The following is a 14,515-nucleotide window of genomic DNA, read 5'->3' on the forward strand; positions in this document are numbered from 1 at the left end:
CCGAAATAGGTGTGTAATGGCCATCTTCGACAGTCCACATCCGTCCTACGGTGGTGCCGTCAGGCCGAGAGGAAACCGGTGAAAGGTACTGCTGTGTCGAACGTTGCGCCCAGTGACGAGTCCCGGAACGGCACCGCGCGGGTCAGGCGCGGAATGGCCGAGCGGTTCAAGGGCGGAGTGATCATGGACGTCGTCACTCCCGAACAGGCCCGGATCGCCGAGGACGCCGGGGCGGTCGCCGTGATGGCTCTGGAGCGGGTGCCCGCCGACATCCGCGCCCACGGTGGCGTCGCTCGCATGAGCGACCCCGACCTCATCGAGAGCATCATCTCCGCCGTGTCGATCCCGGTGATGGCCAAGGCGCGCATCGGCCACTTCGTCGAGGCGCAGATCCTGCAGGCGCTCGGCGTGGACTACATCGACGAGTCCGAGGTGCTCACCCCCGCCGACCACGACCACCACATCGACAAGTGGGCGTTCACGGTGCCGTTCGTGTGCGGGGCGACCAACCTGGGCGAGGCGCTGCGCCGCATAGGCGAGGGTGCCGCGATGATCCGGTCCAAGGGAGAGGCGGGCACCGGGGACGTGTCCAACGCGACCACCCACATGCGCCGTATCCGTAGCGAGATCCGCGCGTTGACGGCGCTTCCCGAGGACGAGCTCCACGCGGTGGCGAAGGAGCTGCGAGCCCCCTACGACCTGGTGAGGGAGGTCGCGGAGACCGGAAGGCTGCCCGTGGCATTGTTCACGGCGGGTGGCATCGCCACGCCCGCCGACGCGGCGATGATGAGGCAGCTCGGTGCCGAGGGAGTCTTCGTCGGCTCGGGCATCTTCAAGTCGGGCGACCCCGCCCGGCGGGCGGCGGCGATCGTCAAGGCCACCGCCTCCTACGACGACCCGGACGTTCTCGCGAAGGTCTCACGAGGGCTCGGGGAAGCGATGGTGGGTATCAACGTCGCCGAGGTGCCCGCGCCGCAGCGGTTCGCCGACCGCGGGTGGTGAGGGCCCGAGCGCGTACGAGGGCGGAACTTTCGGGATGCTCCGGGAACCTCGTGGGGGAGAGGGCGCCGACGTCCGACCGTCCCGCCGCCGTGCGCGGAGTCCACGGTGGGAGTGGGCGGGGCCGTCAGGACTGCTCGGAGACGAGCACGGCCATGGTCCGAGGCTCCAACGCTCTGAACACGTGCGGCAGATCGCCGGGATAGGAGATGTAGTCGCCCGGCCCCAGCTCCACCGGATCGTCGAGGAGTCCGACGAGCGCGCGCCCGCTGCTCAACACGACGTGTTCCACGGTGCCGGGCGTGTGCGGCTCGGACTCCCTCGGCCGGCCGGGCTCGGCCTGAACGAGGTAGACGTCGCGGCGGGCGTGCGGGGGAGCGGGGGACAGCAGGGTGGTGACGTAGTCCGCGCTCTCCGCGGCGAATCGCGGCCCTTCCCCCGCTCGCACCACGCGGACGCGGGGCCTGACCGGTTCGACGAGCTGACTGAACGAGACGCCGAGGGCGGTGCTGAGCGCCCAGATCGTCTCGACGCTGGGGTTTCCGGTGCCGGACTCCAGCTGGGACAAGGTCGATTTCGCGATACCTGCCCTGCGGGCGAGTTCGGTGAGTGACAGGCCCGCCTTCTGCCGCTCTCGCTGCAGCGCGGCCGCGATGGCCACGAGTGGGGCTCCGTTGTCCCTGCTCTCCGTCATACTGTTCGCTCCATGAGTCCGATCGTTCGTCTTGACGAACACGGTCCGTTGTGTTCAGCATAGAAGGCGTGCGTTCGATATGGCGAACCCTCGGCCCCGACCTCGCGCGAGACATCGCGCTGGTCTGCCTCGCCGACTCCCTGGTCGGTCTCTCCTTCGGGGCCATCACCCTCACGTCGGGACTGCCGTTGTGGCTGCCCGTGCTGTTGTCGGTGGTGGTCTTCGCCGGTGCCGCCCAGTTCATGTTCGTGGGACTGGTCACCTCCGGCGGTAATCCGATCGCGGCCATCGTCGCCGCCCTGCTCCTCAACGCGCGTTACGTGCCCTTCGGTTTCACGGTCGCCGACCTGCTCGGCGGGAGGTGGGCGAGCCGGCTGTTCGGCACCCACCTGGCGATCGACGAGACGGTCGCGTTCGCGCTGGCCCAGTCGGACCGCGAGCGGCGCAGAGCCGCGTACTGGGTCTGCGGGGTGGGCCTGTTCGTCACCTGGAACCTCGGCGTGATCGCCGGCGCCGCCGTGGGCACGGCGGTAGGCGACACCGCCGTGCTGGGGCTCGACGCCGTGCTCCCGGCCGTGCTGCTCGCGCTGGTGCTGCCCTCGTTGCGGAACGCGGACACCCGACGAGCCGTGCTGATCGGTGTCGTCGTCGCATTGGGGGCGGCCCCCTTCGTCCCGGCCGGTCTGCCGATGCTCCTCGGGCTCGTCGGGGTCGTCGCGACCCTGCGCCGGGGCGGCGCCGAGAGCGCGGAGGAACGGGGACCGGTCCCGACCGACCAGGCACCGGCCCTGACCGACCAGGAGGACGGGACGCCGTGTTGACCGCCACCACACTCCTCGTGTCCACCGCCGTGCTGTGCGTGGGCACCTTCGCGCTCCGGTCAGTCGGGCCCGTCCTGAAGTCCCGTGTCCGGCTGTCGCCGAGGGCGGAGCGATCGTTCGCCGTCTCGGCCGTCGTGTTGCTGGCCTGCCTGGTCGCGACGTCGGCGCTGCTGGAGGGCGCGGAGTTCGCGGGCTGGGCCCGTCCGGCCGGCGTCGTCGTGGGCGGGGTGCTGGCCTGGAAGCGGGCGCCGTTCGTGGTCGTCGTGGTGGCCGCCGGGGTCACCGCGGCGGGCCTGCGGTTGCTCGGCGTGCCCTGAGCGCCACTCACCTCCCTCGGCCCACTAGGCTTGACCAGCAGTGATCGCGGAGGCGTCCCGCGTACCGTGGCAAGCGAGGTCGAGGGCGGGCGTTCACGCCGTAGCTGACCGGGCGCTTTGCGTGCGGACGAGGCGAGAGCGCGATGCTCGTCGCGGTGGGCGATGCCACAACCTCCGGTGCGGCTGTCGATAGGATCGTGGCCGTCCGGCGGGGAAGGGTGCCAGCCACCGCGTTCATCCGAGCTGACCGGCCGTCCGCGGAGCGACGCTTCCGTCCGTTCGCACCGTGTCCGAGGTCGCGTAGACGCGAAAGAGAGTTGGAGGAGAGATGAGCGGCCACTCGAAGTGGGCCACCACCAAGCACAAGAAGGCCGCCCTCGACGCCAAGCGTGGCAAGCTGTTCGCGAAACTCATCAAGAACATCGAGGTCGCCGCGCGCACCGGCGGGGGTGATCCCGAAGGCAACCCCACCCTGTACGACGCCATCCAGAAGGCGAAGAAGAACTCCGTCCCGCAGGACAACATCGAGCGGGCGCGCAAGCGCGGCGCCGGTGAGGAAGCCGGTGGCGCGGACTGGCAGACCATCACGTACGAGGGCTACGCCCCCGGCGGCGTCGCGGTGCTCATCGAGTGCCTCACCGACAACAAGAACCGGGCGGCCTCCGAGGTGCGCACCGCCCTGAGCCGCAACGGCGGCTCGCTCGCCGACCCCGGTTCGGTGGCGTACCTGTTCAACCGCAAGGGCGTCGTCGTCATGCCGAAGAACGACCTGTCCGAGGACGACGTGCTCATGGCCGTGCTCGACGCGGGCGCGGAGGAGGTCAACGACCTCGGCGAGAACTACGAGATCATCTCCGAACCCGGCGACCTGGTGGCCGTGCGGACCGCGTTGCAGGAGGCGGGATACGACTACGAGTCGGCCGACATGAACTTCCTGCCGTCGGTCCAGGTGCCGCTGGACGCCGAGACCGCGCGCAAGGTGTTCCGGCTGATCGACGCGTTGGAGGACTGCGACGACGTGCAGAACGTCTACTCCAACTTCGACGTCAGCGACGAGATCCTCGCCGAGGTCGGCTGAGCCGAGGACTTCGGGACGGCACGGCGCGCCTGTACCGGATGCGTCCGGTGATACGGCACAATGTCGGCCGTGACTGTGGAGACCACCTTCGACAACGGCCACGAACTCGATTCCGATCAGCAGCTGCGGGAATGGATCGTCGAGCAGGCCGAACAACGCGGTAACGCGGTGGTCTCGGTCCCTCCCGACGATCGGGGAGCGGGATACGCGTTCACGGTGTGCGCCTGGGCCATGCACGGCATCCCGGAGGCGGTCGTCGTGGGGCTGCCGCAGGAGATGTCCACGGTGCTGCTGGACGCCTATGTGGACCGTGCGGCCACCGGCGAGCGATTCGAGTTCGGCGGGCTCTACGACGACTTCTTCGAAGGCGTGCCCGTGACGTTCGAGAAGGTGGCGCCGGCACACTATCCGGAGTTCTTCGGCAGCGCGTTCCTCGTCTACCCCGAGGGCGATTTCCCCGCCGTGCAGATCATCGTGCCGACGACGGACGGCTTCTGGCCGTGGAGCGAGGACTCCCCCGAGGGCTTCGCCCAGTGGCAGCCCGTGCTGACGGCCAGCGGCCGGCCCGAGAGCTGGACGCCCGGCGTCGACGGCCCCTGACCGGCCCGCGCATCCGCCCTCCGTGCTCTCGCCCCCGCGTACGCTGGTTCGCAGTCGTCCGCGTGTCCGCACGCACCTCGCCGGGACAGCGTGTTCCACGCGGTGTGGTGACGCGACGCGGTAGCCTTCGACTCGAACTGGTGTTCGTGGAAAGGACTGGCCTCGTGCGCGTGCTGGGTGTGGACCCCGGACTGACCCGGTGCGGGCTCGGGGTCGTCGACGGTGGTGCCGGGCGGTCCGTGTCGTGCGTGGCCGTGGGTGTGGTGCGCACGCCCGTCGACGCCGAGCTTCCGTCGCGGCTGTTGCAGGTCAGCGAGGCGGTGGACGACTGGCTCGACACCCACCGGCCGGACGTGGTCGCCGTCGAACGTGTCTTCAGTCAGCACAACGTCCGCACCGTGATGGGAACGGCGCAGGTCAGCGGTGTGGTGGCGGTGTGTGCCGCGCGTCGTGGCCTTCCGGTGTCCTTTCACACGCCCAGCGAGGTGAAAGCCGCCGTCACCGGTTCCGGCCGTGCCGACAAGGCACAGGTGACCGCGATGGTGACCCGCGTGCTGCGCCTGCGGAAGGCTCCCAGCCCGGCCGACGCCGCCGACGCGCTCGCGCTCGCGATCTGTCACCTGTGGAGGGAACCGATACGGGCACGGCTCGCGGAGGCCGAGGCGAAGGCGGCCGAACTGGCCCGTGTCCACAGGGCTCGGCTGGCCGAGGCGGCGAAGCGGCGTGAGAACAGGACAGGGACGGGATTGACATGATCTCCTCGGTACGCGGTGAGGTGCTGTCGGTGGGGCTCGATCACGCGGTGATCGAGGTCGGCGGTGTCGGACTCGCCGTCCAGGCGACTCCGGGCACGCTCGCGACGTTGCGCAGGGGCGGCCAGGCCCACCTCTACACGACGTTGGTGGTGCGAGAGGACGCGCTGACGCTGTTCGGATTCGCCGACGCGGACTCGCGGGAATTGTTCGGGCTGCTGCAGACGGTGTCGGGGATCGGCCCTCGACTCGCGCTCGCGGCCCTGGCCGTGCTGGAGCCGGAGAAGCTGCGGCGTGCCCTGACGGAGGGCAACATCACGGTGCTCACCCAGGTACCCGGCATCGGTCGTAAGGGAGCCGAGCGGCTGATCATCGAGCTGCGCGACAAGGTGGCGGCGCTCGCGCCGGCCGACGCCGAGGGCGTGCGTGCCGAGGCCGTGAGCAGCGCGGTGCGGGCCGACGTGATCGACGCGCTGGTGGGTCTGGGCTTCTCGGCGAAACAGGCCGAACAGGCCGTGGAGCAGGTGGCGGGCGACGTGCCCGACGACACGTCGCGGATGCTGCGGGCGGCCCTCGCCGTGCTCGGCAAGAAGAAGTGAGGCGACGGACGTGCACGACGACATGATCGAACCGTCCGGAGAGGTGAGGCGGGCTCCCGGCGAGACACCGCTGTCCGCGACGGCCCAGACGGGCGAGCGGGAAGTGGAGACGGCACTACGGCCGCGCCGGTTGGCGGAGTTCGTGGGCCAGCCGCGGGTCCGGGAACAGCTCGAACTCGTCCTGGAGAGCGCGCGCAAGCGCGGGGTGGCGCCGGACCACGTGCTGCTGTCGGGGCCGCCCGGTCTCGGGAAGACGAGCCTCGCCATGATCATCGCTTCCGAGCTCAACGCCGCCATCCGCATCACCTCCGGCCCCGCGCTGGAGAAGGCGGGCGATCTCGCGGCGATCCTGTCCAACCTGGCCGAGGGGGACGTGCTCTTCATCGACGAGATCCACCGCATCGCCCGGCCCGCGGAGGAGATGCTGTACCTCGCGATGGAGGACTTCCGCGTCGACGTGGTGGTGGGCAAGGGGCCCGGTGCCACGAGCATCCCGCTGGAGATCCCGCCGTTCACCCTGGTCGGTGCGACGACCAGGTCGGGGGCGCTCACCGGCCCGCTGCGCGACCGATTCGGCTTCACCGGGCAGATGGAGTTCTACAGCCCCGCCGAGTTGGAGCAGGTGCTCCGGCGGTCGGCGTCGATCCTCGGCATCGACATCGACGCGGAGGGGCGAGCCGAGATCGCCCGGAGGTCGCGCGGCACCCCCCGTATCGCCAACCGGCTGCTGCGCCGGGTTCGCGATTACGCTGAGGTGCGTGCCGACGGCGTGGCCACACTCCCCGTAGTGAGGGCCGCGCTGGAGGTGTACGACGTGGACGAGCTGGGGCTCGACCGGCTCGACCGCGAGGTGTTGGAAGCGCTCGTGCGGTCGTTCAACGGTGGGCCGGTCGGGGTGTCCACACTCGCGGTGGCCGTGGGTGAGGAGCCCAGTACGGTCGAAGAGGTGTGTGAGCCGTATCTCGTTCGGGCGGGTATGCTCGCGCGGACGCCACGGGGCCGGGTCGCCACCGGGTTGGCGTGGGAACACCTCGGGCTGCGGCCCCCCGACGACGCGGGAGGCCTTGACTCCACGTCATCGTCCCTGTTCGACTGAGGGAACACCGAGGTCTCTGCCACCGGCGTTCGATTTCTCGACAGCACCTGGCACACTCGAAAAAAGCACATCCGGACACAACTCGGACGTCACGCTCCACCACAGGCGGCGTCTGCGAATGGAGAACCATGGAAGGCCTTATCCTGCCGCTGCTGTTGATGCTCGTCGTCGCGCTGCCGCTCGTCCTGAGCACGCGTAAGCAGAAGAAGCTCATAGCCGAGCAGCAGGAGATGCAGAACAGCCTGACCGAAGGTGACCGCGTGATGACCACCTCGGGTCTGTACGCGACAGTCGCCGACGCCAGCGACGACACCACCATCGACCTGGAGATCGCCGAAGGCGTGGTGACGACCTGGCTGCGCCAGGCCGTGCGTGAGCGCATCGTGCCGTCCTCCGAGGTGGACGACGCGGAGGAGACCACCACGGCCTCCGAGATCGAGGCCGAGGACGCGAAGGGCGAGGCTGACACGAGCGACGAGAACGCGCCGGTCGCCTCCGCCGAGCAGAGCAAGAAGTAACGACTGGTCGTTACGGCACCGCGGCACCGGTGGACCCGCCGGTGTGGGTGGTCTGTTGCGCATGCCCAGCGCCGAGTAAGGTCTCGGTGCTGGGCGCGTTCGCTACCTCGCGGTGAGTGATCCGCCTGCCGACTCGTCAAGCCGTCGAACCAGTTCGAGGAGAGCGACCGACCGTGGCACCTCCCGCCGGGCAGATCCGCCCTGGCCGCTACTTCGCGTTTTTCGTCGTGATCGTGGCCGCGTTGTATTCGCTGGTGTTCTTCACCGGTGACGGCAGTCCGACACCCAAACTCGGAATCGACCTCAAGGGCGGCACACGGGTCACCCTGACGGCGAGGACGCCGGACGGTTCCGAGCCGTCGCGCGAGCAACTTCAGCAGGCCCGACAGATCATCGAGAACCGCGTCAACGGCATCGGTGTCAGCGGCGCCGAGGTCGTGCTCGACGGTAGCAACGTCGTCATCACGGTTCCCGGCGACGAGGGTGAGCAGGCGAAGACGCTGGGACAGACGGCCAAGCTGGCCTTCCGACAGGTTCTTGCGGCGGTCCCGGCGGGGCAGTCGGCGCCGCAGCAGCCGGAGTCCGGCGCCGACGCCGGTGACACCGATGGGAACAGCGGCGGTGACGAGGGCTCCCAAGGGGAGAACTCCCGTGACACCGACGCCGACACGAAGTCCGGTGAGGACTCCGACGGCACCGACGATGACGACGCCTCCGGCAACGGGGGCGGCGGCAGCCCGCTCGGCTCCGCTCCCGCCCAGCAGCCCGACGGCGACGGCGACGACAACGACGGCCGGGGCGGCGACGACGACCAGACCCTCCAGGAGAAGGCCGCCGAGCAGATCCGCCGGGCCAAGGAGTGGCGACAGGACCCGGCGCTCGCGCCCTCCGATCCGTCCCAGATGGAGCAGGCGCAGCAGGTGCAGCAGCAGGCACTGGCGCGGCTGACCTGCGACCCGAACGAACTCGACCCCTTGGCCGGCAACGACGACCCGAAGTTGCCGCTGGTGACGTGCAACCAGGACGGCACCGAGAAGTACGTCCTGTCGCCGGTGTTCCTGGAGGGCACGGCCATCTCCGACGCCTCGTCCGTCTACAACACCCAGGAGGGCGGCTGGGTCGTCAACCTGTCGTTCACGGCGGAGGGCTCGGACACGTGGGCGGACTTCACCGCGCAGAACGTCGGGCAGCGTGCGGCCTTCGTGCTCGACACCCAGGTGGTGTCCGCGCCGACGATCAACCAGGCCATCGCCGGTGGTGACACGCAGATCACCGGTCAGTTCACGCAGTCCGAGGCGAAGAACCTGGCGGACGTGCTCAAGTACGGCTCGCTGCCGTTGTCGTTCGAGTCCTCCGACGCCACCACCGTGTCGGCCACGCTGGGACTCGCCACTTTGGAGGCCGGACTGATCGCGGGAGCCGTCGGCCTCGCGCTGGTGTTCGTGTACTGCCTGTTCTACTACCGCATCCTCGGCGTGCTGACGATCCTGTCGCTCGCTCTGTCCTCTCTGATCGTCTACGCGGTACTGGTCCTGCTCGGCCGGTGGATCGGCTACACCCTCGACATCGCGGGCGTGGTCGGCTTCATCGTCGGTGTGGGTGTCACCGCCGACTCGTTCGTCGTCTACTTCGAACGGTTGAAGGACGAGATGCGGGAAGGCCGGACCTTCCGCTCGGCCGTGCCGCGTGGTTGGCAGAAGGCGCGGCGCACGATTCTCGCCTCGGACGCCATCATGTTCCTCGCGGCGGGTGCGCTGTACGTGCTCGCGGTGGGCGAGGTGAAGGGCTTCGCCTTCACCTTGGGTATGTCCACGGTGCTCGACCTGATCGTCGTGTTCCTGGTGACGCACCCGCTGGTGGCGCTGGTGTCCCGATCGAAGAAGCTTTCGAGCCCCAAGCTTTCCGGCCTCGGTGCGGTGCAACGCATCGGTGAAGGCCGCCGAGCCGCGGCTCGCGCTGCTGTGAAGGAGGCGTGACGTGGCGAAGTCAGACTCGGCCACCACGAACGCAACGACCGACACGCCCGCGAAGGGCTCGGTCTTCCAGCGCCTCTACACCGGTACCGGGGCGTTCGACATCGTCGGCCACCGCAGGAAGTGGTTCGTCTTCTTCGGCGCGCTCCTGATCGCCTGCATCGCAGCGATCGGCATCCGAGGCTTCAACCTCGGCATCGAGTTCGAGGGCGGGACGCAGATCCAGCTTCCCGCGGTGGGCGCCGACGGGCCGATCACTACCGAGGAGGCGAGTGACGCCTTCGCCGACGTCATGGGCTCAAACCCCGCCCAGACGCAGCAGGTCGGTGTCGGTGAGGCCGCGACCATCCAGATCCGATCGGAGACGCTGGAGCCCGACGAGGTCCAGCAGGTCAAGCGAGCCCTGTTCGAGCAGCTCCAACCGCTTGACGACTCCGGTGAGCCCAGTGAGCAGGTCATCAGCGACAGCCGGGTCAGCGCCACGTGGGGCGGCGAGATCTCCCGGCAGGCGCTCATCGCCCTGGCGGTATTCCTGGTCCTGGTGGCGGTCTTCCTCGTCATCTACTTCGAGACGTGGATGGCGGTCTCCGCCCTTATCGCGCTGTTGCACGACATCGTGGTCACCGCGGGTGTCTACGCGTTGGTGGGCTTCGAGGTGACTCCCGCGACGGCCATCGGGTTGCTCACGATCCTCGGGTACTCGCTGTACGACACCGTGGTGGTGTTCGACAAGGTCAAGGAGAACACCCGAGGCATCCTCAACCTGACCCGCCGCACCTACGCCGAGGCCGCGAACCTGGCGCTCAACCAGACGTTGATGCGCTCCATCAATACCTCCGTCATCGCCCTGCTGCCGGTGCTCGGCCTGCTGATCATCGGCAACCTTCTGCTCGGTTCCGGAACGCTCCAGGACCTGGCGCTGGTGCTGCTCACCGGTATGCTCGCCGGCACGCTCTCGTCGGTCTGCCTCGCGACGCCGCTGCTGGTGGCGTTCAAGATGCGTGACCCGAGGTACCGGAAGCAGGCGGAGAAGGTGCGGGCCCGCAGGGAGAAGAAGCGCGGCGTCGAGAACGGGACGGCTCCGGCCGACGACGACTTCAACCCCGCCGACGACGAGCAACTCGCCGCCGAACTGCGTCGCGAGAAGGCGTACGCCGCCGCGGCGAGCGTTCCCGCCCGGCACCCGAAGGCGGTTCAGCAGCGGCGCGCGGGCCGCCCGACCGGGAAGCGGAAGCGGTGAGCGGAACTCAGCTCGACCGGGCGTTGGACCTCATCACCGAGATCCCCGACTTCCCGGAGCCCGGTGTCCTGTTCCGTGACCTGAGCCCGCTCTTCGGCGACGCCACCGCGTTCGCCAGCGTGATCGAGGCATTGGGCGAGGCCATCGGCGACGGGGTCGACCGCCTTGCCGCCGTGGAGGCCCGTGGCTTCGTGCTGGCGGCTGCTCTCGGCTACGCCAGGCGACTCGGGGTGGCCCTGGTCCGCAAACCGGGCAAGCTGCCCAACGTCGCCGGCCGGGTCGACTACGAGCTGGAGTACGGCAAGGCGAGCCTGGAACTGCCGATGGGGTCGGTCAACGCCGGTGAGCGCGTCGCGATCGTGGATGACGTGCTGGCCACGGGCGGCACCGTGGCGGCGACCGCCGAGCTGATCCGCAGCGCGGGGGCCGAGGTCACCGGGGTCGCCGTGGTGCTGGAACTGGCCGAACTCGGGGGTCGCTCCCGGCTCGACGGGCTGCCCGTGCATGCCCTGCGCACGGTCTGAGCGCAGGGGCCGGGTCGGCCCGAGAATCGGATGCGCCCGCAGGCATAGCGTGCGCTCTCAGCGCGTTACGCTTGACGACATCAGTCGCGTGACGAGCTGGAGGTACGGGTGAGCCGGGAGCTGGATTCCGTGGTCACTGCCCGTTCGGAGGCCGGCACGCCTTCCCGAGCCGGCCAGGACAGCACGTCCGGAGCCACCGTTCGCGCGCCGTCGGCCACTCGCCGGGTGCGGGCCAGGCTGGCCCGGCGGATCACCGCGCAGCGTCCCACGCCGGTCAAGCAGGTCCTGGAACCGTTGGCGGCCATCCACCGGGAACTCCACCCGAGCGCCGACCTGGCACTGCTGCAGCGCGCCTACGACGTCGCGGAGGAACTGCACCGCGACCAGCGTCGTAAGTCCGGTGATCCCTACATCACGCACCCGCTCGCGGTCGCCACGATCCTCGCCGAGCTGGGAATGGACACCACGACGCTGGTGGCCGCGTTGCTGCACGACACCGTCGAGGACACCGGTTACTCGGTGGAGCAGCTCACCGAGGACTTCGGGGAGAAGGTCGCGCAGCTCGTCGACGGCGTCACGAAGCTCGACAAGGTCAAGCTCGGTACGGCGGCGGAGGCCGAGACCATCCGCAAGATGGTCATCGCGATGGCGCGGGACCCGAGGGTGCTGGTCATCAAGCTCGCCGACCGCCTGCACAACATGCGCACCATGCGCTTTCTGCCGCCGGAGAAGCAGGCCCGCAAGGCGAAGGAGACGCTCGAGGTCCTGGCGCCGCTGGCGCACCGGTTGGGCATGGCCACCGTCAAATGGGAGCTGGAGGACCTCGCCTTCGCGATCCTGCAGCCGAAGAAGTACGACGAGATCGTGCGGCTGGTGGCCGACCGCGCGCCGTCGCGGGACACCTACCTGCGGTGGGTCATTGGGGAGCTGACGAAGCAGCTCGAAGAGTCGCGGATCAACGCCAAGGTCGAGGGGCGACCCAAGCACTACTACTCGATCCATCAGAAGATGATCGTCCGTGGTCGCGACCTCGACGACATCCACGACCTCGTGGGCGTGCGCATCCTGGTTGACGAGGTTCGCGACTGCTATGCCGCCATGGGCGTCGTGCACGCGTTGTGGCAGCCGATGCCGGGCCGGTTCAAGGACTACATCGCGCAGCCGCGCTACGGCGTGTACCAGTCGTTGCACACGACCGTGATCGGCCCCGACGGCAAGCCGCTGGAAGTGCAGATCCGTACTCACGAGATGCACCGCACCGCCGAGTACGGCATCGCCGCCCACTGGCGGTACAAGGAGACCAAGGGCACCCACCGCGGCAACGCCGTGGACATCGACGAGATGGCGTGGATGCGCCAGCTCCTCGACTGGCAGCGAGAGGCGGCCGATCCCGGCGAGTTCCTCGAATCGCTGCGCTACGACCTCGCCACCCGCGAGATCTTCGTCTTCACGCCCAAGGGCGACGTGATCACGTTGCCGGTGGGGTCCACGCCGGTGGACTTCGCCTACGCCGTGCACACCGAAGTCGGGCACCGCTGCATCGGCGCGAGGGTCAACGGCAGGCTCGTCGCGCTGGAACGCCAGCTCGACAACGGCGAGGTCGTGGAGATCTTCACCTCGAAGGCCGAGGGCTCGGGCCCGAGCCACGACTGGTTGTCGTTCGTGGCGTCCCCGAAGGCCAAGGCGAAGATCCGCCAGTGGTTCGCCAAGGAGCGGCGTGACGAGGCCATCGAGGCGGGCAAGGAGGCCATCGCCAAGGAGGTCCGCAAGGTCGGCCTGCCACTGCAACGGCTGGTGTCCGCCACCACGATGGGCGCGGTCGCCAAGGAGCTGCGGCACTCCGACATCAGCTCGCTCTACGCGGCGGTGGGGGAGCACCAGGTCGGCGCCAAGCACGTCGTGCAGCGTCTGGTGGCGCTCATCGGCGGGGTGGAGGAAGCCGAGGAGGAACTCGCCGAGCGAGCCACGCCCTCCACGGTCACGCGCCGGCGCGGGGCCGGTGACGTCGGTGTGGTGGTCAAGGGCCAGACCGACATCTGGACCAAGCTCGCGCGTTGCTGCACCCCCGTGCCGGGCGACGAGATCCTCGGTTTCGTCACCCGCGGCGGCGGGGTGAGCGTGCACCGCACGGACTGCACCAACGCCAACGAACTCCGCAAGCAGCCCGAGCGGCTGCTGGAGGTCGAGTGGGCGCCCACCGAGTCGTCGGTGTTCCTCGTGGCGATCCAGGTGGAGGCGCTCGACCGGCACCGGCTGCTGTCCGACATCACCAAGGTGCTCGCCGACGAGCGGGTCAACATCCTCTCGGCGTCGGTCACGACCTCGCGGGACCGCGTGGCGGTCAGCCGGTTCACGTTCGAGATGGGCGATCCCAAACACCTGGGCCACGTGCTCAAGGTGGTTCGCAACGTCGAGGGCGTCTACGACGTCTACCGCGTGACCTCGACCTCGTAACGATCCGGCCGGGGTCCTCGGCGTCGTACTGTGCCTGATCATGAACAAGGGGCTCGAATTCCGCACCGACGCCGAGATCGCCAAGCTGACGTTCGCGCGGCCGGAGAAGATGAACGCCATCAGCCACGAGATGTGGTCGGCGATTCCCGACGTGGTCGCCGAGGTCGAGGCCGACCCGACCGTGAAGGTCCTCGTGGTGACCGGGACGGGTGGTCAGTTCTCGGCGGGGGCCGACATCGGCGAGTTTCGTACCCTACGGTCCACCGCCGAGGGGGCGGCGGCCTACGACCGGGCGGTGACGGCGGCGGTGCGGGCGCTCACCACCATGCGCAAGCCGAGCATCGCGATGATCCACGGCAACTGCATCGGCGGTGGGTGTCAGCTCGCGGTGGCGTGCGACTTCCGGTTCGTGGCGACGGACGCGACGCTCGGTATCACGCCGGCCAAACTCGGCATCGTCTACGACTTCACGTCGACACGGCAGCTCGTCACGCTCGTCGGACCGGCCCACGCGCGGTACCTGTTGCTGTCGGCGCGGCTCGTGGACGCGCGGCGGGCCGCGGAAATGGGCCTGGTCAACGAGGTGTTCGACCCGGATGAGCTGGAGAAGACCACGATGGAGTTCGCGCGTACCCTCTGCGAGCGCTCCCAGGTGTCGATCCGGGGAATGAACGAGATCATCGAGCGCATTCTCGAAGGACAGCGGGAGTCCGATGCGGAGGTGGAACGCATCCGCAGCGAGGCCGTCCGCAGCGCCGACTACGCGGAGGGCGTCGCCGCCTTCCTGGAACGCCGCCCGCCCCGCTTCAACTGAGCCGTGTCCGCAGCTTGTGCACGCGTGTCCGCAGTT

The 14,515-nt window shown here is 69.1% G+C and carries 15 protein-coding genes; 14 read left to right on the forward strand and 1 reads right to left on the reverse strand.

Annotation, left to right across the window (positions count from 1 at the left end):
* Nucleotides 1–93 precede the first annotated feature (93 nt).
* Nucleotides 94–1,002, forward strand: a complete 909-nt coding sequence (pdxS, locus tag SACGLDRAFT_RS08195) for a pyridoxal 5'-phosphate synthase lyase subunit PdxS (RefSeq protein WP_005463505.1) — start codon at nucleotides 94–96, stop codon at nucleotides 1,000–1,002.
* 124 nt (nucleotides 1,003–1,126) lie between these two features.
* Here the strand turns inward: pdxS and SACGLDRAFT_RS08200 are convergent, their stop codons facing one another.
* Nucleotides 1,127–1,693: a helix-turn-helix domain-containing protein gene (locus tag SACGLDRAFT_RS08200; RefSeq protein ID WP_005463507.1), complete on the reverse strand. Its 567-nt coding sequence runs from the start codon at nucleotides 1,691–1,693 to the stop codon at nucleotides 1,127–1,129.
* Between the two features lie 68 nt (nucleotides 1,694–1,761).
* On the opposite strand from SACGLDRAFT_RS08200, the gene SACGLDRAFT_RS08205 reads away from it, so the two are divergent.
* From SACGLDRAFT_RS08205 to SACGLDRAFT_RS08265, 13 genes are all read left to right on the forward strand, one after another.
* Nucleotides 1,762–2,514: an AzlC family ABC transporter permease gene (locus SACGLDRAFT_RS08205; RefSeq protein WP_198283531.1), complete on the forward strand. Its 753-nt coding sequence runs from the start codon at nucleotides 1,762–1,764 to the stop codon at nucleotides 2,512–2,514.
* On the forward strand, nucleotides 2,508–2,831 hold the full coding sequence (locus SACGLDRAFT_RS08210) for an AzlD domain-containing protein (protein ID WP_005463511.1): 324 nt from the start codon (nucleotides 2,508–2,510) through the stop codon (nucleotides 2,829–2,831). Before SACGLDRAFT_RS08205 ends, SACGLDRAFT_RS08210 begins: the two co-directional genes overlap by 7 nt.
* Before the next feature lie 328 nt (nucleotides 2,832–3,159).
* A complete protein-coding gene (locus SACGLDRAFT_RS08215) occupies nucleotides 3,160–3,909 on the forward strand; it encodes a YebC/PmpR family DNA-binding transcriptional regulator (protein ID WP_005463513.1) in 750 nt (249 codons plus the stop codon).
* Between the two features lie 60 nt (nucleotides 3,910–3,969).
* Nucleotides 3,970–4,509 carry a DUF4262 domain-containing protein gene (locus SACGLDRAFT_RS08220; RefSeq protein ID WP_005463518.1) on the forward strand — a complete coding sequence of 180 codons (540 nt, stop codon included), beginning with the start codon at nucleotides 3,970–3,972 and terminating at the stop codon, nucleotides 4,507–4,509.
* A gap of 164 nt (nucleotides 4,510–4,673) precedes the next feature.
* On the forward strand, nucleotides 4,674–5,264 hold the full coding sequence (gene ruvC, locus SACGLDRAFT_RS08225; protein WP_005463519.1) for a crossover junction endodeoxyribonuclease RuvC: 591 nt from the start codon (nucleotides 4,674–4,676) through the stop codon (nucleotides 5,262–5,264).
* Complete coding sequence (gene ruvA / locus SACGLDRAFT_RS08230) at nucleotides 5,261–5,860, forward strand: Holliday junction branch migration protein RuvA (protein WP_005463520.1); 600 nt, start codon at nucleotides 5,261–5,263, stop codon at nucleotides 5,858–5,860. Before ruvC ends, ruvA begins: the two co-directional genes overlap by 4 nt.
* Before the next feature lie 22 nt (nucleotides 5,861–5,882).
* Entirely contained in the window at nucleotides 5,883–6,956 is a 1,074-nt protein-coding gene (gene ruvB, locus SACGLDRAFT_RS08235; RefSeq protein WP_085978120.1) for a Holliday junction branch migration DNA helicase RuvB, read from the forward strand.
* Between the two features lie 128 nt (nucleotides 6,957–7,084).
* The gene (yajC, locus tag SACGLDRAFT_RS08240) at nucleotides 7,085–7,474 is read left to right on the forward strand and encodes a preprotein translocase subunit YajC (RefSeq protein ID WP_005463522.1); all 390 of its coding nucleotides are present in this window, start codon (nucleotides 7,085–7,087) and stop codon (nucleotides 7,472–7,474) included.
* Between the two features lie 173 nt (nucleotides 7,475–7,647).
* The gene (secD, locus tag SACGLDRAFT_RS08245; RefSeq protein WP_005463523.1) at nucleotides 7,648–9,450 is read left to right on the forward strand and encodes a protein translocase subunit SecD; all 1,803 of its coding nucleotides are present in this window, start codon (nucleotides 7,648–7,650) and stop codon (nucleotides 9,448–9,450) included.
* A 1-nt stretch (nucleotide 9,451) separates the two neighbouring features.
* The gene (gene secF / locus SACGLDRAFT_RS08250; protein WP_005463525.1) at nucleotides 9,452–10,687 is read left to right on the forward strand and encodes a protein translocase subunit SecF; all 1,236 of its coding nucleotides are present in this window, start codon (nucleotides 9,452–9,454) and stop codon (nucleotides 10,685–10,687) included.
* Nucleotides 10,684–11,211, forward strand: a complete 528-nt coding sequence (locus SACGLDRAFT_RS08255; RefSeq protein ID WP_005463526.1) for an adenine phosphoribosyltransferase — start codon at nucleotides 10,684–10,686, stop codon at nucleotides 11,209–11,211. The genes secF and SACGLDRAFT_RS08255 overlap by 4 nt, the downstream gene beginning before the upstream one ends.
* A gap of 108 nt (nucleotides 11,212–11,319) precedes the next feature.
* Nucleotides 11,320–13,665 carry a RelA/SpoT family protein gene (locus SACGLDRAFT_RS08260; protein WP_005463528.1) on the forward strand — a complete coding sequence of 782 codons (2,346 nt, stop codon included), beginning with the start codon at nucleotides 11,320–11,322 and terminating at the stop codon, nucleotides 13,663–13,665.
* Nucleotides 13,666–13,705: 40 nt separating this feature from the next.
* Nucleotides 13,706–14,479: an enoyl-CoA hydratase/isomerase family protein gene (locus SACGLDRAFT_RS08265; protein ID WP_005463530.1), complete on the forward strand. Its 774-nt coding sequence runs from the start codon at nucleotides 13,706–13,708 to the stop codon at nucleotides 14,477–14,479.
* Nucleotides 14,480–14,515: the final 36 nt, after the last annotated feature.

The sequence above is a fragment of the Saccharomonospora glauca K62 genome (assembly GCF_000243395.2).
In the GTDB taxonomy this organism is placed as follows: Bacteria; Actinomycetota; Actinomycetes; order Mycobacteriales; family Pseudonocardiaceae; genus Saccharomonospora; species Saccharomonospora glauca.